This window comes from Trebonia kvetii, assembly GCF_007827045.1.
Lineage (GTDB): Bacteria > Actinomycetota > Actinomycetes > Streptosporangiales > Streptosporangiaceae > Trebonia > Trebonia kvetii.
On record NZ_RPFW01000011.1, the window covers coordinates 112,089 to 131,121 of the forward strand.

Here is a 19,033-nt window from a genome sequence, read left to right on the forward strand (position 1 = left end):
AGAACGCCACTCGTCCAGCGGGCCAGGCTTGTTTTGCTTGAATTGGCGGCACAGCCGTTGCCTTTCGATGAGCAAATGTGAGTCTGCTTGTTCGTCAGGCAGCCTCGCCTTGCGGTGAGGCGGTCCCCGTCTTGCCCGGCGGCTGCCGGTGCGGGGTTGACGTTTCACGGCCTCCTGCGTCGCCTGCTCGCGCAGGTTCGGTCTCACGGGTGGCTCCACGTCCTGCCACCGGGCCACTCCCGGCGGGACTCTGTTCACCCAGGCGGGGTTCGCCGAGCCGGGCGAGGTTGACCGCGGCATTGAGGTCACGGTCGATCCTCAGGCCGCAGTGATCACACACATAGGTCCGGTCGGCCAGGGTCAGGCTTGGCTTTCGCCTGCCGCAGCCCGAACAGAGCTTGCTCGATGGAAAATAGCGGCTGGCCTCCACGAGTGTGGAGCCGTACCACGAGCACTTGTAGGTCAGCATGCGCCGCACTTCGGCGAGGGCAGCATCGGCGAGGGCGCGGTTCAGGCCGCGCTTGTAAGCGCCGCCGGCCGAGCGCATCCCGGATGCGTTGAGCGTTTCAACCGTGATGACCTGGTGCCGCTGCGCCAGGGAGGTGGTGGCCTTGTGCAGCACGTCCCGGCGCACGGCGGCGGCGTGCGCGTGGGTGCGCCCGATGCGCCGGTTCGTCCTGGCCCAGCGCTTCGACGGCGGCTTGCTGGTCTTGGCGCCCGGGTCCCAGGGGCCCTGCTGGCGGGCGGCCTTTCGCTGGAGCCCCCGCAGCCGCGCCTGGGCGGCGGTGAGGGACTTCGGGGCCGGAACCCGCCCGATCTCACGGCCGTCCGGGGTAGCGATCACCAGGAGGGAATCGGCCTTCACTCCGACATCGACGCCCACCGCCGGCGCGCCCGCGCCGATGTGCCCGGGGACGCCCGCGGAGCGCCGGACGATGGCCTGGAACGCGACGTGCCACCGGCCGGCCGGGTCCTCGGACAAGGTCGCGGACAGGACCCGCGCGGTGCCCGCCTCGATCCGGCGGGCGAGCTTCCGGGTGGACTCATGCGTCCTGATCCGCCCGAGACGCGGCAGGGTGACGTGATGCCGGTCAGCCTCCACGCGGATGCTCCCCGTGGCGAAACGTACCGACCGGCGCGACCTGGCAGACTTGAACACCGGGAACCCGGCGGCCCCGGCCCGCTCGCCCTTCCTCGATTTCGACCACGCGTCGAGCCCGCGGGCGAGGGCATCCAGGCCGGTGTTGTACGCCTCCTTTGAATTCTCCGCCCACCACGGGGCCGCTTTGTCCTTGCGGCGGTTCCACTCCTTGCGCAGCCCCGCCAGCGACCAGTTCAATGCCGGGGTCAGACCGGCCTCGGCGATGCCGTAGGAACGCTCGGCCCGGCGCTGGTCCATGACGGCCTTCACCAGCGCGAGCATCGTGTTGTACGCCTTCCGCGCGGCGCCGGCGTGGGACCGGAACGCCCGAACCTGAGTCGGGGAGGGATCCAGCGCGAACCGGTACGCCTGCGCCGTCCAGCCCTCCGGGACCTCGAACTTAGCCACCGGCTTCTGCCGTCTCGTGCCTGGTGGCGGTCACCGCGCGCATGGCCCGGTTCCGCGCGCCGCGACGGCCGTACAACCTGGCGCACATGGACGTGAGGACTTCGATCATGTCCCGCACCAGGTCATCGGTGGTTTCGCGCGGGTCCGCGACCACGACCTTCCGGCCGTGCGCCGCCAGTGCGGCCTCAAGGTGCTCCGCCCCGAACCTGGCCAGCCGGTCCCGGTGCTCCACCACGACCACGCTCGCAGACGGGTCCGACAGGATGCGCCGCAGCTTCGGCCGCTTCCCGTTCAGCCCGGACCCGACCTCGGTCACTACCTCGCTAACCGCATGCCCGTTGGCCGCGGCCCAGCCTGTGAGCCGGGCCACCTGACGATCCAGGTCCTGCCGCTGGTCATGAGAAGACACCCGCGCGTACACCACCACCCGGCCGGACTCATCAGCCGGGACTGCGTCCACCCAGATCGTGCCCGATTCCAGGCGGCGGGCGGGCACCGGCATCCGCTCCTCCCGGAACCACCGGTACGCCGTCTGCGGATGCACGCCGTTCGCACGTGCCCACTCAGCCAGCTTCACGCACTAATTAAAACATAAGTTTGATCACATTTGTTTACGAAATGCCGAGCAGTTCAGAACCCTCTATGCTGAAACGGTGCGGATAGGGGCGCGCGCCGGGGTTGCCGGCCTGCTTGCGGCCGTCGGCCTGCTCTCGCTTGGCGAGGTCGCGGGCCAGCTGCTGCTTGCCGATCAGGTAACGCCGCAGCGCCTGGCCGCGCTCGCGGTCGCCGTGCTGGCCGCTATCGCGGCGGGCTGCGTCGCCGCGGGGGTCCGCGTCGATCGTGCTCCGGCCGCGATCCCCGCCGTCCGGCGTGTCACCGCGCTGCGCGACAAGTCCTGGCGCGTCGCCTTCCTCCGGCTGCGCGACCCCGGTGCCCGTGGCAGGGCACGGCCGAGAGCACCCGCGGCCACCCCGGCGGCCGCCTGACAGCGTCCGCGCGGGCCCGTTTCACCGTGCCCGGCGGCCCGGCCCCGAACCGGTTACCGCCATTGCCGGCATCGCGCCCGCGTCCCGGTTAGCTCCGTCGGCAGGCATCCCGCCTGACGGCCGAACCTGTCGTGCTGCCCGCGGCCGCCTCCAGCCCATGTCCATCTTCAGCTGGAAGGCCCTCTGCCATGTCCGGATTCCTCGGCGTCCCCGGTGGCGCCGCATACCATCTCGTCTTCGCCCTCACGCAACTGCTCACGCCCGTCGCCGGCGGCCTGGCCGCCGCGGCCGCGATCGTCTTGTTCACCGCCGTGGTGCGGCTCGTGCTCTCACCGCTATCGCTGCGCGCGCTGCGCGGCCAGGCCGCCATGGCGCGGCTCGCGCCCCAGGTCCAGGCGCTGCGCACCCGATTCGCCCGCCAGCCGGAGAAGTTCAGCCAAGAACTCGCCGCCCTGTACAAGCGGGAGGGCGCAAGCCCGTTCGCCGGCTTCTTGCCGCTGCTCGCCCAGTGGCCGTTCCTCAGCGTGCTGTACCTGCTGTTCCGCTCCGGCACGGTTGACGGCGCGCCGAACCGGTTGCTGTCCGACGGCCTGTTCGGCGTACCGCTCGGCGCGCACTGGCTGTCCGGCACCAGCCTGGTCAGCGTGCACGACGCGCTGTTCCTCGCCGTCTTCGCGGTCCTCACCGCCCTGTGCTGGCTGTCGGCCCGCCTGGCACGACGGGCGGGTCCAGCCGCGTCGCCCTCGGCCGCCCAGGCGCCGGCCAGCGGCAAGGCGGCGGGCTTGCTCACCGGGGTCCTGCAGTACCTGACCGTGGTCATCGCCGCGTTCGCCCCGCTGGCCGCCGCCATCTACCTGCTCACCACCGTCGCCTGGACCGTCGCGGAACGCCGCCTCTTCCTCCGCCGCAGCGCGCCATCGCTACCATCGGGGAATGACCGAGCCGCGGCGCGGAAGCCTGCACCACGTTGAGCTCTGGGTGCCCGACATCGCGCGGGCCGGGCGCGAATGGGGCTGGCTACTCGGCCGGCTCGGCTACGTCTTGTTCCAGGACTGGCCGACCGGCCGCAGCTGGCGCCTCGGCGGCACCTACCTGGTGGTGGAGCAGTCGAAGGCGATGACCGCCGCCGGCCACGACCGGTGCCGCCCCGGCCTCAACCACCTGGCGTTCCACGCGGGCTCGCGGGACGACGTGGACGCCCTGGTGGCCGACGCCCGTGGCAACGGCTGGACGCTGCTGTTCCCCGACCGCCACCCGTTCGCGGGCGGCGAGGACCACTACGCCGCCTACCTGGCCAACAGCGACACGTTCGAGGTCGAACTGGCCGCCGAGGACGCTTAGCGGGGCCAGACCTGGCGGGCGATGCGGACGACGAGTCCGAGCTTGGCCCGCTGGGCTTCCGGCGTGACCGGATTCGCGATGGGCACCGACGCGAAGCCGCACTGGGTGGACAGCGCGAGTTCGGCGAGCGGCTTGTGCCGCGCCGCCTCCTTGATGCGATCGAGGACGTCGCCCTCGTACTCAACGCGCGGCGACTTCGTGGTCAGCAAGCCGAGCACGACGGCCGTCCCGTCGGGAACGTCGGCGAGCGGCTCGAAGCCGCCGGCGCGGTCCGAGTCGTACTCGAGCAGCAGCCGGTCCACCGACAGCTTCGGGAACAGCCGCGCGGAGATCGCGCCGTACCCGCCAACCGAATGCCACGCGCCCGCCGGGCCGTTGCCGCGGCAGACGTGCAGCGCCGAGGTGACCGGCAGGCCGTCGAGCAGCGAGCCGTCGAGCGCGGCGTCGAATTCGAGTTCCGCCTCCGGGTCGCGGCCCTCGGCCCGCATCGCCTCGATCGTGTCGGGGTCGCACAGCGAGCCGTAGTTGGGCGCGTCGAGCTGGATGTAGTCGCAGCCGAGCGAGACCAGCTTCTCGGCGACCGACCGCAGGTAGTCGCGGATCTCGGTGAGGTACTCGTCCGCGCCCGAGTAGCCGGCCGCGGGCGAGTGCTCGGGTGACCAGTAGCGCCGGTGGTAGCTGGGTGCCGGCATGGTGAACTTCGTCCTGGAGCGCGCGTAACGGGCGAGGAACGCGTACTCGTCGGTCATGTCGCCGGTGCGCGGCGCGTCCGCCACCCGGCGGACCACCGCGGGGTACCCGCTGAACACCGGGTACCCGCCGGTCGCCGGAGTGTCGCCGGGCAGGCCACTCGGCCCGCCGATGGCGCCGCGCCAGTTCAGCGCGCCGCGCCCTTGGGTGGCCGCGAACGCGTCGACGAACCGGGTCGTCTGCGCCCAGGCGACGCGGCGCACCTCGCCGTCGGTGATCACGTCGAGCCCGATGTCCTCCTGGAGCCGGATCGCGTCCCTGGCGGCGTCGTTGAGCAGCGCCTGGTCGGCGAGGCTCGACCGGCGGGCTGCCCTGGCCACCGCCTCGACGCGCAGCAGGCTGCCGACCGTCTCCGCCCGGGGGGCATCGTCGCTAAGTGTCACGTGTTTCCTCCGAACGGGTCGCGTCAGCGGACCTTGCCGAGCGCGGGGATCACCCGGGCTGGGTTGGTGTTAAAGATTGTGATCTTGTCATCCTCGGTGAGGAAGTCAAAGGTTCCAATGACCGGCACCAGGTCGTCGCTGGTCCGGCCGGTCTCGGGCCGGACGGCGCGGCCGGAGCCCGGCGCCTCGGTGCCGAACAGCATCCGGGGCACGCCGCGCTGCCTGATCGCCGCCTCGAGGAAGTTCAGGTCATAGCCGCAGGTGTCGTAGAACAGGTTCTCCGACAGGTCCTGCTGCGCCAGGTGGTGGTCGGTCGGTATGAACCGGTCGAGCGCGCCGCCGCAGTGGCAGATGATCACCTTGAGGCCGGGGAACCTGCTGAACACCTCGCCGTGCGACAGCAGCTGCCCGGCCAGGTACTGCTCGGTGAGGAAGCCAAGCTGGTAGTTGTGCGGCACCACGCGGAACCGCGGGTCGAGCGAGTTCGTCCCGTGCACGATCAGCGGGATGCCGAGCTCCTGCGCCCGCGCGTACACCGGGAACCAGTACGGCTCGTGCATCCCCGGGGTGGTGCGGCGCCCGGCCGGATCCGGTGAGACGTAGGCGGCGACGAACCCGAGTTCGCCGACGCAGCGGTCGAGCTCGGCGAGACAGCCGGACAGGTCGGCCGCGGCGGAGTCCTGTGGCAGCATCGCGGCGCCGAGGAAGCGGTCGGGGAACATCTGGCACTGCTGGTGGATCATGTCGTTGACGTACCGGGTCCAGGCGGGGATCAGGTGCGGCTCCATCCAGCCCATGGTGAGGAACGGGCGCGGCCCGATGACCTGCACGTCGATATTGCGCTCGTCCATGTACCGCGCGTGCGCCAGCGCCGCCTCGTGAAAGTCGTGCACGCTCGGCCCGGCGGGGCCGGCCTTGTCCTGGCCAATGGGCGAGTCCATCGGCGTGTTGGAGCCCATCATCAGCATGAGGAACGCGTTGGCGCCGAACGGCACCGATACGTGACCGTGCACGTCGAGCACGGGGACGTTGTGATACACGCGATGATCCCTTCGGTCAGTCCCAGCGGGCGAACGCCATGCCGGTGCCGGTACCGGCCGGGGTCCGGTAGCCGGGCACATAGTCGATGATGGCGGGGGAGAGGCCCTCGAGCGCCCCGGCGGCGGTGACCCAGTTGAGTATCTCCGAGTTGCCCGATCGGAGCCTGTCCCTGGAGATCCCGGCGAGGGCGGCGTCGTCACCGGCGGCGATCGAGTCGAGAACCAGGCGGTCCAGCTCCTCGTCGATGACGAAGTGGGTCAGGCCGCCGGACGCGATGACGGCGACCCGCGCGTCGCACTGCCAGGACTCGATCGCCCGGCGCAGCGCCCGGCCCAGGTCGTAGCAGCGCGCCGCGGACGGCACGTTCGGCGGGTAGTAGGTGTTGACGAACACCGGCACGATCGGCACCGTCGCCGGCAGCCCGAGACGGTACCGGGGGAAGGTGAAGGCGTGCCCGAGGGTGCGCCCGGCCGGCTGCCTGCTGAACACCGTGAGGTCGAAGTCGTCCCAGGCGAGCCGCTCGGCGATGTGCGCGCTCAGCTCCGTCGCGACCGGATGGCTGGCAGGCTCGTCGCCGTGCACCGCCCAGAACGCGGCGAGGATGCCGCGCGGTATGCGGGCCATCGCCTCGGCGTCCGGCGCCATGTCCACCAGTTCCGTGCCGGTGAAGCAGGCGAAGGCGGGGATGCCGTCATCGACGAAGAGCTCGCGCTGGTCATCGCCGATCACCACGGCCAGGTCGGCGTCTGCCGCGCTCAGCGTGGCGGAAAGCATCTCGACCGCTGTCTGCACCCGGTGGTACTTGCGCTCCCAGACCTCGGGAAGCAGTTGCCTGGCGATGGCGGGGTCGGCGCCGTCAAGCAGTTCCGCGTAGGAGTGATAGCGCGCGTCCTTGCCGAGCAGCTGGGGGTGCCGCCGGTCGCGTTCCGCGTGATCGGGCCACATATCGACGCCGGAGCTGAGCTGTGGTGTGTGAGACGAGGCAATGCCAATCACGATTTCTGCCATATTCCGGCACCTCTCGTGGAAATACAGGGCGGTGCGTCAATGTCAGCTGCGAGCCTTTCCTCGTCCCGGCGCCGGTCTTTCGTCGGATCTCCCGGCGGGGCGGGATGCGGATGGCTCACCAGTTAGGCAGGCCTGTCTGCTCCGGTAGCGTTCACGGTAGAAACCGGCCCATATCCTGTCAACACCTCTTACCGGCATATGTCCCGAATGTGCGGAACGGCACAATTAACCTGTCCGCGCGCTTGTGCGTTCCGTGTCCATCGCGAGGTCGTCCCGGCGCCGGCGGCATCTCCGGTTCGGCAAGCCTCGTTCTTGATGCCGCGTCGTGGCTACTGGCCGATGTCCAGCACGATTTTGCCCCGGGTGTGCCGGCCGGCGACTCGGTTCAGGGCCTCGCGGGCCTGCTCGAGCGGCAGCACAGCGCCGATCTGGGCGCGCAGCCGGCCTGCGTCGACCAGGTGGCTCAGTGCCTCGAGGCGAGGCCGGGCGACACGGGCGGCGAACGGTTCCCCGGTGATGCCGCGCTCCAGCTGGGCGGGAGGACCCTGCAGGACGATAAACATCGCACGGCCGCCGTCCCTGACGGCGCCGATGGCCTGGTCGCGTGTTTGTCCTCCGGCACCGTCGAACAGCAGGTCGACGCCGCCGGAAGTCGCGGCGCGCACCCGCTGGACCCAGTCGGCGTCGTGGTAGTCGAATACCTCGCTCGCGCCCAGGCTCCGGAGGTAGTCGTGGTTATCCTGGCTTGCGACCGCCAGCGGGCGGGCGCCGATGGCGGCCGCGATCTGCACTGCGGCGCTGCCCACGCCTCCGGCGGCGGCGGTGATGAGCACGGTCTCGCCGGCCTGCAGCCGCCCCCGGTCGACCAGGCCCTCGTGGGCGGTCCCGGCGCCGATCACCAGCCCCGCCGCCTCATGGAAGCCGGCCCGGGCGGGCATCGGGGCCAGGCGTTCCGCGGCCGCTAGCGCCAGTTCGGCGAACCCGCCACCCGCCGGGAACAGGCTTCCGTACACCCGTTCGCCTGGCCGGAAGCCGGTGCCGTCGGCGGCCGCCTCGACGACGCCGGCTATTTCCTGGCCAGGCACGAACGGCAGGGCGACTCCGGGGAAGCCGCCGCCGAGGAAGCCGACGTCCCACGGGCCGACGCCCGCGCCGCGGACCCGGACCAGCACCTGCGCCTCCGCCAGTGACGGGTCCGGGCGTTCGCCCAGGCTGACGCAGTCGATCCCGTTCAGTTCCGCTGCCAGCGCTGCTCGCATGCCTCCCTTCCTATCAGAACCGGCTACGGGTACCTGGCGTCGACGGTGGTGGTGAGGCGCCCGGTCGCGATGTCGTACACGTGGCCGGAGACGCTGACCTTCGGCGAGAGCAGGGGAGAGGCGAGGAGGCGCTCGACGTCGGTCTTGACCGTGCTGTGCGGGTCGGCGACCGCGGAGTCCGCGAGCACCGCCTCGGGCAGCCCGGTCGCCTCGGCCGCCTGGTGCAGGAAGCCGGGGTCGGCGAGGAAGCCCGTGCCGCACTGGGTGTGGTGGATGACCGCGACCTCGAACAGCGTGCCGTCCCCGCCCTGGCCGGCGAACAGCTGCCCGGCGAGGAAGGCGAGGTAAGCGACATCGTCGATGACGGCCTCGGTGACCCGGCCGCCTGCGTTGCGGATGATCGGCGCGTCCCCGAGCCGGAGCCCGAGGGTGATCGCGGGGTCGACGCGGTGGTCGAGGCAGGTGACGATGACCGTCTGCGCGGCGGGCTGGCCGAGCGCGACCGGGGTGTAGTCGCGGGCGAACAGTTCGTTGCGCTCGAGCAGCGGGGTGATCCTTGTCATGGCGGGCTCCGTTCTGTCGCGAGCTCGCGGTCCTGATGCCGCGAGTATGTGGACGCTGACCACTAAATTGTGGACGCTGTCCACGTTACTTGCCTTAGTGGATGGTGTCCACTAAGTTTGTCCTTCATGACGACCGATGGACCAGCCGGTGCGGTGACCGCGACCAGGCGCCGTCCGCGCGGCGCCGTCCGCGACGGCCTGGTTGCCGCGGGACTCGAGCTAGCGCGGGCCGGCGGCCCCGACGCGGTGGTGCTCCGCGAGGCGGCGCGAATGGTGGGGGTGGTGCCCAACGCCGCCTACCGGCACTTCGCGGACAGAGACGAACTGCTCGCAGCGGTCTGCACGGCGGCCATGCGCGAACTGGCGGCCCGCATGGCCGCCGGCGTTGGCCGGGTGCGCGGCAAGCACGGCGACGCCGCCGCGGCTCGCCGCCGGCTGCGCGCGGTCGGCCAGGCGTACCTGGAGTTCGCCCGCGAGGAACCCGGCCTGTTCGCGACCGCGTTCGCGCTGCCGCAGCAGCACGCCTACGACGTCGAGGACGGAGCGCGGGGGCAGGACCCTACGCCGCTTCATCAGCTCCGCGCGGTGCTCGACGAACTGGCCGGCGCCGGGGTGATCAGCCCGCGGCGCCGCGCCGGGATGGAGTACCCCATCTGGTCCACGGTGCACGGTCTCGCGGTGCTCACCGGGCAGGGACCGCTGCGTGACGTCCCGGACGCCACCCGCCATCGCCTCGAGGAGGCCACCCGCGCCTTCATCCAGAGTGCTCTGGACTGAGCCGGCGCTGTGCCGGAGTTGTAGCTATTCGCTGAGAAGGAGGCTGGGCATGTCTTACCCAGAACCGAGCTACACCGGCGACGGCGGCGAGGTCAGCGCCAGGTTCCGGCGCGCGAGCGAGCCGCCTGAACTGCCCTACCACTCAGGGAACGCCGTCCATTACCTCGCCACCGGCGCGTCCACCGGCGGCCGGTTCGGCCTTTACCGCTGGGATTTCGCCGCCACGCCCAGCGGGCCTGGTCCGCATTTCCACCGCAGTCTCTCTGAGTCGTTCTTCATTCTTTCCGGCACCGTGCGGCTCTACAACGGCAAGGAGTGGGTGGACTCCACGGCGGGGGACTACTGCTACGTCCCCGAGGGCGGCATCCACGGGTTCCGCAACGAGTCGGGAGAGCAGGCGTCCATGCTCATCCTGTTCGCCCCCGGCGCGCCGCGCGAGGAGTACTTCGAGACGCTGGGAGAACTGGCCGCGGGCACGGTGACGATGACCGAGGAGGAGCGACTGGAGTTCTACCTGCGCCACGACAACATCTGGGTCTGACCCAGGCTAGGCGGGAGCCGACAGGGACAGGCCGAACTGCCCGTTGGCGTCCGTCCACCAGTCGCGCATCGCCAGGCCGGCCGCGGCAAGCTCGGCCCGCACGCCGTCGCGGCGGAACTTGGCCGATATCTCCGTCCGCATCTCCTCGCCGTCATCGAACTCGACGGTCAGGCCGAGGTCGCGGACCCGCACCGGTTGCGCGGCGGTCGACCGCAGCCGCATCTCGATCCACTCGTTCCGCGCGTCCCAGAGCGCGACGTGCTCGAAGGCGTCGAGGTCGAAGTCGGCGCCGAGTTCGGCGTTGAGCACCGACAGCACGTTCCTGTTGAACGCGGCGGTCACCCCGGCGTCGTCGTCGTAGGCGGCGACGAGCACCGCCGGGTCCTTGACCAGGTCGGTGCCGAGCAGGAAGGTGTCGCCGGGGCGCAGCTGCGCCCGCACCCGGCGCAGGAACGAGGCGCGCTCGGCAGGCTCCATGTTGCCGATCGTGGAGCCGAGGAACGCGACAAGCCGCGGTCCGGCGGTGCCATCTCCGTTGGCACTGGTGCCGTCGCCGGCCAGTCCGAGGTCCAGGCCGAAGTCGGCCACGATGGCGTGCACCGCGAGCCCCGGGTACTCGGCGGCGAGCGAGTCGCCGGCCTGGATGAGGGCGGATTCGCTCACGTCGACGGGCACATAGGCGCGCAGCGTTCCCGCCTCGCGAAGCGCGGACAGCAGCAGCCGCGTCTTGTCCGACGAGCCCGAGCCCAGTTCCGCCAGCACGGCCGCCCCGGTCCGCGCCGCGATGTCCGGCGCGACCGCCTGCAGGATGGACCGCTCGGCCCTGGTCGGGTAGTACTCGGGCAGTTCGGTGATCTTCTCGAAGAGCGCGCTGCCCTGCGCGTCGTAGAACCACTTCGGCGGCAGTGACTTCGGCACGGCGGTGAGCCCGGCGAGGGAGTCCTTGCGCAGCGATGCGGCGCGGTAGTCAGGCGGCAGGCGGAGCTCGATGCTGGTCATCGGGTCAGAATCCCTTCGAAGCGGACGTCGTTGTCGAGGCCGGGACGCTGTGCGGCGCCGGGCGGCCGTGCGATGCTGGAACGCTTGCTGATGCTGGAAGGCCGGGTGATGCTGGACGGCTTGGTGATGCGGGCAGGCCGGGCGACGCGGCACGGTCTCGCGTGCTGGGACTTCCCGGCGAGGCGGGACCGCCCGGTGCCGCCGGCGCGAGCGGGCGGACGCTGACACCGGAGGGCGTCGCGGTCAGCACGTGCCTGGCGGGAACCTCGGTCCAGCCGGGCCCGTCGTCGTCCGGTTCCGACGCGACGGTGACCGACCACGGTGCCGCGTCGCCGGGCGCGCCGGAGCCGGGCGCGCCGGAGCCGGGCGCGCCGGAGCCGGCCGGGCGGCGGCGGTACCACAGCATGTCGCCGCTGGCGGTGGCCGCGATCGCCTGCCCGTCGGTCAGCAGGAAGTTGAACCGGCCGGCCCCACCCGCCGCCTCGACGGCGGCGATGGTCGCGGCCAGCGCGGCCGCCATGGCTTCGCCGGCGCGCAGCCGGCGGCTGATCAGCGCCCACAAGAACGCGGAGTCGACCATCGCCTCGAGCGACAGCAGAATGGCGGCTCCTGACGGGCCCGCCGGCAGCAGCCGGGCCGCCAGTCCGGCCGCCGACTCCGGCCACCCGTCAAGGCGCCCGTTATGGCTGAACAGCCAGCGGCCGTCAGCGAACGGCGCGGCGGCCTGCTCCCCGGCGGCCGTTCCCTCCGTGGCGGAGCGGACCGCGGCGAGCACCGCGCCCGACCTGATCACCCGCGCCAGGTCGGGCAGGGACGGATCGCCCCAGATCGGCGTGCCGCGCCGGTAGCGGGCGGGGACCGGATCGCCGTCCGTGTACCAGCCGATGCCGAAGCCGTCGGCGTTGACCGTACCGTACCGCTGCCGCCGGGGCGCCCAGGCCTGCCGGAACAGGGAATGCGGCGGGTCGGTAAGCAGTGACCGCAGCGTGGCTGGCGGCCCCAGATACGCCAGGTGACGGCACATCAGGCCCGCTCCCCAGCGGCCGTCACGCCGCCGCGACGCGGTGCGGGCGGCACGTTCGCCGAGCGGGCGGTGCGGAAGCCGGCGAAGATCTGCCGCCTGATCGGGTAGTCCCAGTTCCGGAACGTCCCGCGGCAGGCAACCGGGGACACGCCGAACGCGCCGCCGCGCAGCACCTTGTACTCGGGACCGAAGAACACCTCCGAGTACTCCTTGTACGGCCACGCCGTGAACCCCGGGTAGGGCAGGAAGTCGGAACTCGTCCACTCCCACACGTCGCCGATCAGCTGCCGCGCGCCGCAGGGCGCCGCGCCGTCGGGGTAGGCGCCGGCGAGCGCGGGCCGCAGGTGCCGCTGGCCGAGGTTGGCCCGTGTCGGTGACCAGTCCTCGTCGCCCCACGGGTACCGGCGGGACCGTCCGGCCGCGGGGTCCCAGCGCGCCGCCTTCTCCCATTCGGCCTCGGTCGGCAGCCGCCGGCCGGCCCACCGGGCGTACGCGTCGGCCTCGTACCAGCACACGTGCAGCACCGGCTCGCCCGGCACCACCGGCTCGGTCACGCCGAACGACCGGCGAACCCACTCGCCATCCCACGACCAGAACAGCGGCGCGCTGAGCCCGGCGCGCTGCCGGTGCGCCCATCCGTCCGCCGTCCACAGCCGCGGGTCGTCATAGCCGCCCGCGGCGATGAACTCCGCGTAGGCGGCGTTGGTGACCGGTGTCGTGTCCAGCCAGAAGCCGGGCACGTCGACCTGGTGCGCGGGCCGCTCGTTGTCCAGCGCCCACGGCTCGGCCGAGGTGCCCATAGTGAACTGGCCGCCCGGCACGTGCACCTCGGCGGGCAGCGCCGCAGCGTCGGCCGGCGCGGCGGGCGGCGGCGCCGTCAGCGCCGCGGGGCCCGACCGCAGCTGATGCGTGGCGAGCATCGTCTCGTCGTGCTGCGCCTCGTGCTGCGCGACCATCCCGAACGCGAAACCGGCGTGCGCGAGGTCGGCACCGAAACCGACGGGCTCGCCGTACGGCAGGTGCATCCGCTCGATGAGGTCAAGCACCCGGCCGCGGACCTCAGTGCCGTAGCGGCGCGCCTCGCGCGGCGTCAGCAGCGGCAGCGTGGGCCGCTCGGCTCGCGGGTGCTCGAACGCGTCGTACAGCGGGTCGATCTCCGGGTGCATGGGGTCGCGGCCGCCGACCGCGCGAAGCAGCCACAGTTCCTCCTGGTTGGCGACGTGGGCGAGATCCCACACCAGCGGTGACATCAGCGGCGAGTGCTGCTTGACCAGGTCGGCGTCGTCCACGCTCGACGTGAGCAGCGTGGTGCGGTCTCGTGCCGCGAGCAGTTCGGCCACGGCCGCCTCCCGCAGCGCGTCTCCGGTCGCCTGAGCGTCCGGCGACGCCACGGCCGGTGATGCTTGTGTGCGGCCTGTGGGCTGTGTCATGCGAACTCCTCAATTAGGTCGTCGGCCGGACATCGGTCCTTGCTCACGTACTGCGCGCTGAAGGCGTCGACGGCCGCCGCGATCGAGGCGGGAACGGCCATCCGGTCCAGCGCTTCCCGCGCCACGGCGAAACACTCCCTGCTCGCCCCGCCGATCGCCGGGTCCGCCGGGCCGAACCGGGCAGCGCGCACCCACGGCTCGATCGCGGCGCTATCGCTCGCCGCGCTGCCGTCCCAGAGCGGAGTGAGCGCGGCGAGCGCGGCCTCGCCGGCCGTCGCGTCGGCAAGCAGCGCCGCCGTGACGGCGAGCGGGACGATCCACCCGTCGCCGGGCTGCGCGTCGATCATGCGCAGCTCGAAGTGCCCGCGCGGTCGCACCGGCGGGAACAGCGTCGACAGGTGGTATTCCAGGTCGCTGGTGGTCGGATGCCGCGGCTGGCCGCGACTGGATCCGCGCAGGCCCGCGCGGATCCAGTCGCGCAGCGTCAGTCCCGGGGGCGCCGACCAGTCGGCGGAATCGGGATTGCGCACGCACATCAGGTCGGCGTCGAGCGCGTAGCTGGCCCAGGCGGCGCGCGGGTCGCCGTTGAGACGAGGCGGCCGGGTGCGCCGCGGGTCCATCTGCGTCCACACCTGCTGCCGGGAGGAGACCCAGCCGGTGGGTTTGCCGTCGCGCAGCGGCGAGTTCGCGAAGGCGGCGACGAGCACCGGCCCCGCCGCGTGCAGCAGCCGCCAGCGGTGGCGGTAGCCGTCCGGCCCGTCCGAGTCGTCTCCCGCGTCCAGGCAGACCTGGACCGACGCGGTGCCGCACATCATCTGACGGCCCCACGGCCCGCCCCGGTCGAAGAACTCCTCCATCGCCGCGTACCGCGGCAGGTCGAGGACCCGGCGGGGAGAGCGCAGCGGATCGAGGCCGATCCCGGCGAGCTCGAGGCCGTCGGCGGCCAGTGCGGCGCGCAGCGCGGCGAGATCGGCGACCGTGGCGTCGACCAGGCCCGCCAGCGAATCGGCGGGTTGCGAGCTCAGCTCAAGCTGCCCGCCGGGCTCGGTCGTGAGCAGCGCCCCGGAAGGCAGGATTCCGGGCCGTGCGGTTGTGGGGAGCTCGGGCCAGTCGCGTTTTCCCGCGTTATGTGCCTGTTGACCCCGCTTATCAGGACTTTTCCCGTAAAGTCCGTCCCGGCCCCGTTTCTCCTGATCTCCTGCTTCCCGATCAGGCCTGTCCGGGACCCGTTCTCCCCTGCTCTGTTTCTCGCGGCCGGGCTTTACCCGGCCGGGATCTCCCCGATTCTGTTCTGCACCGCCCCGATCGCGCGCCCCTCGGTTCCCGTCCGGTTCCCGTTCCGCGGCGCCGAAAGCGGCCACGGCGGCCGCCAGCCGCCCCGCCGCCACCGGAAGGGCGGGATCGCGCACGTCCCGCACCAGCCACTCGAGCTCGACCCCGGTCCGCCGCGGCGGCCCGGTCTTCAGGCAGATGCCGTGGATATGACCGGCCGCCTGGTCCTCATCGATGACCGTCATGGTTTCACCGTAACCCGAGGGTCTGACATTCCTGGGCGCTGGGGAGTTCGCATGCCCGATTAGTCCCGCGGTGCCCGCCGTCCGTTACACGCCCGCGCCGACCCGCCATCGCAGGTAACCGGCGGTGTGCCGGCCGGACGGGCCGGGTGCCGCCCTGGCGCAGAATTTCCCTTCAATTCATTCGGGTGCCCGCGGGGTCGCGGGAGATGCCGACGAGGCAGCCGTCATGGATTGACGGTGATGCGCCCGGCGGGCCCCGGCTCCACCCGCCCGATGACAGCCGCCGCGAGCGTGGACCGCGAAGTGAGCTCGGCCACCAGCGCGTCCGGCGCGGCGGTCGCGAGGAGCAGCCCGCCCGACGTCTGCGCGTCGCGCAGCAGCACGGCCACGTCGGCGGGCACGGCGTCGGAGAACGACACCCAGGGCTCGAGGTAGGACATGTTGTTCCGGGTGCCGCCCGACACGTAGCCGGCCGCGGTGAGCTCGAGCGCACCGGGCAGCAGCGGAACGGCCCCGGCGGACACCGCCGCGGACACCCCGCTCGCCCGGAGCATCCGGTGCAGATGGCCGAGAAGTGAGAAACCGGTCACGTCGGTGGCCGCGGTCACACCGCAGGCAAGCGCAGCCTCGCTGGCCGCGGCGTTCAGCGTGGTCATCGACGCGACGGCGGCCCGCAGGACGTCGGCGGGCGCCGCGCCGCGCTTGTGCGCGGTGGCCACCACGCCGGTGCCGATGGCCTTGGTGAGCACCAGGGCGTCGCCGGGCCGCGCGGCGTCGATGGTGAACAGGCGGTCAGGGGAGGCGAGGCCGACGACCGCCATGCCGTACTTGGGCTCGGGATCGTCGATGGTGTGCCCGCCAACCACCAGGCAGCCGGCCGACGCGGCGACCGAGGCACCGCCGCGCAGCACGTCGGCGAGGATGGACAGCGGCAGCGTCTCGCCCGGCCACGCGGTCAGGTTCAGCGCCAGCAGCGGACGGCCGCCCATCGCGTACACATCGGACAGCGCGTTCGCCGCGGCGATTCGCCCCCAGTCGCCCGGGTCGTCGACGATCGGCGTGAAGAAGTCGGTGGTGAGCACCAGCGCGCGTTCGTCGTCGAGTCGCAGCACCGCGGCGTCGTCACCCTCGGCCGCGCCAACGAGCAGGTCGCCCGCCGCCAGCGCGGAAGGGCCGCCAGGGGTGGCGCCGGCCGCACCGAGCACGCCGGGCCCGAGGGAAGCCATAAGCTCGTCCAGAGCAGACAGTGGTAGCTTGCACGCACAGCCGGCGCCGTGGGACAACGAGGTGAGCCGGATGGCAGCGGTGTCAGGCTGGGCAGTCATGGTGCCACCGTATGCCGGCGCCCACGTGGCCGCCATGTCGCCGAATAACGGGTCCGCACGCGGTTAACTGTCACCGGCCGAAGAAGCAGTCGGCTACGGAGAATCGCGGGTCATAACACGCCGTCATGTCAACGAGGACTGGTGTGGTCGCGCCGGTATGCCAGGATGAAGGGCGATGAGAGTACCGTCCATGAGGTTTCCGCACGTCAGGCGGGGTAAGGCCGAAGAGCCGCCCGGCATTGTCGGCGTTGCGCGTGTCGACCTTAGGACCAAGGTGCTCGTGCGCCGGCTGGAGCCGGGTGACATCGCTGTCATCGACCACGCCGACCTGGACCGGGTGTCCGCCGACGAGCTGATCGCCTGCCGGGTGGCAGCCGTGGTGAACGCCGCGAAGTCGGTCACCGGCCGGTACCCGAACCTCGGGCCGCGGCTGCTGCTCGAGGCCGGCATCCCGCTCATTGACGACGTGGGCGCCGAGGTGCTGTCCCGGATCGCTGACGGCGCCACGGTCCGCCTCGACAAGGACGTCCTGTACAACGCCAGGGACCAGGTCCTGGCCAAGGGCGTGCTGATGACCGAGGAGACGCTGGACGCGGCGATGGAGGACGCCAACGCCGGCGTCCCCACCCAGATCGACTCGTTCGCCGCCAACACCCTGGAATTCCTGCGGCGCGAGCGCGACATGCTCACCCACGGCATCGACGTGCCAAGGCTCACCACCCGCATGCTGGACAAGCACGTCCTCGTCGTGGTGCGCGGCTACCGCTACCGCGAGGACCTGCGGGCGCTTCGCCCCTACATCCGCGAGTACCGGCCGGTACTGCTCGCCGTGGACGCCGGCGCGGACGCGCTGCTCGAGGCCGGGTACCGGCCGCACGTGATCATCGGCGACATGGACTCGGTGTCCGATGAGGCGCTCCAAGTCGGCGCGGAACTGGTGGTGCACGCCTACCCGGACGGCCGCGCGCCCGGCATGGGCAGGCTGCGCGGCCTCGGCCTCGACGGCGTGTCGCTGCCGGCGCCAGGCACCAGCGAGGACGTGGCGCTGCTGGTAGCCGACGCCTGCGGCGCCAGCCTGATCGCGGTCGTTGGCACCCACTGGACTCTCGAGGAGTTCCTCGACAAGGGCCGTCCCGGCATGGCCTCGACGTTCCTCACCCACCTGCGGGTCGGCAGCAAGCTGGTGAACGCCAGGGGCGTGCACCAGCTATACCAGAGCCGCATCTCCGGATGGGCCCTCGCCGCGCTGATGATCGCGGCCGCGGTCACCATCGGCGTGGCCATCGCCTACTCGCCCACCGGGCCGATCCTCGGCAACTGGATCAGCGCTACCTGGCACACGTTCGCCTACTGGTTTACAGGACTGTTCAAGTGATCGACTTCCGCTACCACCTTGTCTCGATCGTCGCGGTGTTCCTCGCCCTCGCGATCGGGATCGTCCTCGGCTCGACCGAGCTGCAGGGCCACACCATTGACGTGCTCAGGTCCTCGAGCAACTCGCTGACGAACCAGCTGAACGCGGTCAGGGCGGACCGCGACAGATACCAGACGCTGTCCGGTGCGAGCGATTCGTTCCTGACCGCCGCGGAGCCGAAGCTGCTCGACGGCACGCTGTCCGGCCAGCGGCTCGTGATCGTGACCGAGCCGGGCGCGCCGTCGGCGGTCGTCAACGGGATCAAGCAGGCGGCGGGGACCGCGGGAGCCACGGTCACCGGCACGGTGGCGCTGCAGCCGAAGTTCAACGACCTGTCGGGGACGACCCGGTCCAGCCTGAACGCGATCAACGCGCAGTTCGCCTCGCACGACAGCACCGTGCTCGACCCGGCCGCGGACAGCCAGACCATGTACCAGCAGCAGGCGGCGCAGCTGATCGCCACCGCGATACTCAACCAGAGCGCGGGCCAGGCCGGGCTGGCTGTCGCCGACGCGCAGGGCCTGCTCAGCGCCTATGCGCAGGCGGGCTACCTGACCATCAGCGGTGCGCCGACGAACCGGGCCACGCTCGCCGTCATCGTCACCTCGGCAAGCGCGCCGACCGCGGCCGCGAGCGACCCGGGCAACCAGGTGCTGCTCGCGGTTGCCGCGGAGTTCGCGACGCAGAGCGCGGCCACCCTGGTGGCAGGCTCAGTCGCGGCCTCCTCCCAGCAGGGCAACGCCATGGCGGTGCTGCGCAGCAGCAGCGTCTCCGGTGAGGTGTCGAGCGTGGACAACGCGGACACGGTGCTCGGCCAGATCGTCACCATGTGGGCACTCGGCGATCAGCTGGCGGGCCTGAAGCCAAACAGCTACGGTATTTCGGGTGCGTCCGCGGTGGGCCCGGTGACCCCGGTAGCGTCGACTGAGCCGACCGTGTCGCAGTCGCCGACAGCCACGTCGACACCAAAGGCATCGAATACGCCGACGGGAAAGCCCACCAAGACCGTGAAGAAGAGTTGAGACACGGTGGATAACAGCAAGAAGCCGCCGCGTCCGCGGCGCCTCTCGCGTAGCAGGGCGGCGGCGTGCTAGCCCGCGGCCCCGTGCGAGCTGGCCCCTTGGTA

At 71.6% G+C, this 19,033-nt stretch carries 19 protein-coding genes; 7 read left to right on the top strand and 12 right to left on the bottom strand.

What is annotated here, in order from left to right; translation table 11 throughout:
• Positions 1-94 precede the first annotated feature (94 nt).
• Complete coding sequence (gene tnpB, locus EAS64_RS40310) at positions 95-1,549, bottom strand: IS607 family element RNA-guided endonuclease TnpB (protein ID WP_145861990.1); 1,455 nt, start codon at positions 1,547-1,549, stop codon at positions 95-97.
• Positions 1,542-2,126, bottom strand: a complete 585-nt coding sequence (locus tag EAS64_RS40315) for an IS607 family transposase (RefSeq protein WP_145861991.1) — start codon at positions 2,124-2,126, stop codon at positions 1,542-1,544. Before EAS64_RS40315 ends, tnpB begins: the two co-directional genes overlap by 8 nt.
• Before the next feature lie 76 nt (positions 2,127-2,202).
• On the opposite strand from EAS64_RS40315, the gene EAS64_RS40320 reads away from it, so the two are divergent.
• From EAS64_RS40320 to EAS64_RS40330, 3 genes are all read left to right on the top strand, one after another.
• Positions 2,203-2,535, top strand: coding sequence for a DUF6412 domain-containing protein (locus tag EAS64_RS40320; protein WP_145861992.1), 333 nt, complete (start codon positions 2,203-2,205; stop codon positions 2,533-2,535).
• Between the two features lie 188 nt (positions 2,536-2,723).
• Positions 2,724-3,506, top strand: a complete 783-nt coding sequence (locus EAS64_RS40325) for a YidC/Oxa1 family membrane protein insertase (protein ID WP_145861993.1) — start codon at positions 2,724-2,726, stop codon at positions 3,504-3,506.
• Positions 3,469-3,876, top strand: coding sequence for a VOC family protein (locus tag EAS64_RS40330; RefSeq protein WP_145861994.1), 408 nt, complete (start codon positions 3,469-3,471; stop codon positions 3,874-3,876). Before EAS64_RS40325 ends, EAS64_RS40330 begins: the two co-directional genes overlap by 38 nt.
• Here the strand turns inward: EAS64_RS40330 and EAS64_RS40335 are convergent.
• The 5 genes from EAS64_RS40335 to EAS64_RS40355 all read right to left on the bottom strand — a co-directional run bounded on the left by EAS64_RS40335 (position 3,873) and on the right by EAS64_RS40355 (position 8,880).
• Positions 3,873-5,009 (bottom strand): cobalamin-independent methionine synthase II family protein, encoded by a 1,137-nt coding sequence (locus EAS64_RS40335; protein ID WP_145861995.1) that lies wholly within the window; start codon positions 5,007-5,009, stop codon positions 3,873-3,875. The genes EAS64_RS40330 and EAS64_RS40335 overlap by 4 nt on opposite strands.
• A 23-nt stretch (positions 5,010-5,032) precedes the next feature.
• A complete protein-coding gene (locus tag EAS64_RS40340; RefSeq protein ID WP_222849980.1) occupies positions 5,033-6,049 on the bottom strand; it encodes an amidohydrolase family protein in 1,017 nt (338 codons plus the stop codon).
• 16 nt (positions 6,050-6,065) lie between these two features.
• Entirely contained in the window at positions 6,066-7,058 is a 993-nt protein-coding gene (locus EAS64_RS40345; protein ID WP_145861997.1) for a DODA-type extradiol aromatic ring-opening family dioxygenase, read from the bottom strand.
• Positions 7,059-7,387: 329 nt separating this feature from the next.
• Positions 7,388-8,317 (bottom strand): quinone oxidoreductase family protein, encoded by a 930-nt coding sequence (locus EAS64_RS40350; protein WP_145861998.1) that lies wholly within the window; start codon positions 8,315-8,317, stop codon positions 7,388-7,390.
• Between the two features lie 23 nt (positions 8,318-8,340).
• Positions 8,341-8,880: a carbonic anhydrase gene (locus EAS64_RS40355; RefSeq protein ID WP_145861999.1), complete on the bottom strand. Its 540-nt coding sequence runs from the start codon at positions 8,878-8,880 to the stop codon at positions 8,341-8,343.
• A 126-nt stretch (positions 8,881-9,006) separates the two neighbouring features.
• Between EAS64_RS40355 and EAS64_RS40360 the strand changes: the two genes are divergently transcribed.
• Positions 9,007-9,657 (top strand): TetR/AcrR family transcriptional regulator, encoded by a 651-nt coding sequence (locus EAS64_RS40360; RefSeq protein ID WP_145862000.1) that lies wholly within the window; start codon positions 9,007-9,009, stop codon positions 9,655-9,657.
• Between the two features lie 49 nt (positions 9,658-9,706).
• Positions 9,707-10,198 (top strand): cupin domain-containing protein, encoded by a 492-nt coding sequence (locus EAS64_RS40365; protein ID WP_145862001.1) that lies wholly within the window; start codon positions 9,707-9,709, stop codon positions 10,196-10,198.
• 6 nt (positions 10,199-10,204) lie between these two features.
• Here EAS64_RS40365 and egtD read toward each other — a convergent pair whose 3' ends face one another.
• From egtD to selD, 5 genes are all read right to left on the bottom strand, one after another.
• Entirely contained in the window at positions 10,205-11,197 is a 993-nt protein-coding gene (gene egtD, locus EAS64_RS40370) for an L-histidine N(alpha)-methyltransferase (RefSeq protein ID WP_145862002.1), read from the bottom strand.
• A gap of 4 nt (positions 11,198-11,201) precedes the next feature.
• Positions 11,202-12,221 (bottom strand): ergothioneine biosynthesis protein EgtC, encoded by a 1,020-nt coding sequence (egtC, locus tag EAS64_RS40375; RefSeq protein ID WP_145862003.1) that lies wholly within the window; start codon positions 12,219-12,221, stop codon positions 11,202-11,204.
• Positions 12,221-13,651 carry an ergothioneine biosynthesis protein EgtB gene (gene egtB / locus EAS64_RS40380; RefSeq protein WP_145862004.1) on the bottom strand — a complete coding sequence of 477 codons (1,431 nt, stop codon included), beginning with the start codon at positions 13,649-13,651 and terminating at the stop codon, positions 12,221-12,223. Before egtB ends, egtC begins: the two co-directional genes overlap by 1 nt.
• Positions 13,648-15,168 carry an ergothioneine biosynthesis glutamate--cysteine ligase EgtA gene (egtA, locus tag EAS64_RS40385; protein ID WP_222849981.1) on the bottom strand — a complete coding sequence of 507 codons (1,521 nt, stop codon included), beginning with the start codon at positions 15,166-15,168 and terminating at the stop codon, positions 13,648-13,650. Before egtA ends, egtB begins: the two co-directional genes overlap by 4 nt.
• 224 nt (positions 15,169-15,392) lie before the next feature.
• Positions 15,393-16,493 (bottom strand): selenide, water dikinase SelD, encoded by a 1,101-nt coding sequence (gene selD, locus EAS64_RS40390; RefSeq protein WP_145862005.1) that lies wholly within the window; start codon positions 16,491-16,493, stop codon positions 15,393-15,395.
• Between the two features lie 190 nt (positions 16,494-16,683).
• Between selD and steA the strand changes: the two genes are divergently transcribed.
• Together steA and EAS64_RS40400 are read left to right on the top strand one after the other, a co-directional pair.
• Entirely contained in the window at positions 16,684-17,868 is a 1,185-nt protein-coding gene (gene steA / locus EAS64_RS40395; protein WP_145862006.1) for a putative cytokinetic ring protein SteA, read from the top strand.
• The gene (locus EAS64_RS40400) at positions 17,865-18,929 is read left to right on the top strand and encodes a copper transporter (protein ID WP_187366535.1); all 1,065 of its coding nucleotides are present in this window, start codon (positions 17,865-17,867) and stop codon (positions 18,927-18,929) included. Before steA ends, EAS64_RS40400 begins: the two co-directional genes overlap by 4 nt.
• Positions 18,930-19,033: the final 104 nt, after the last annotated feature.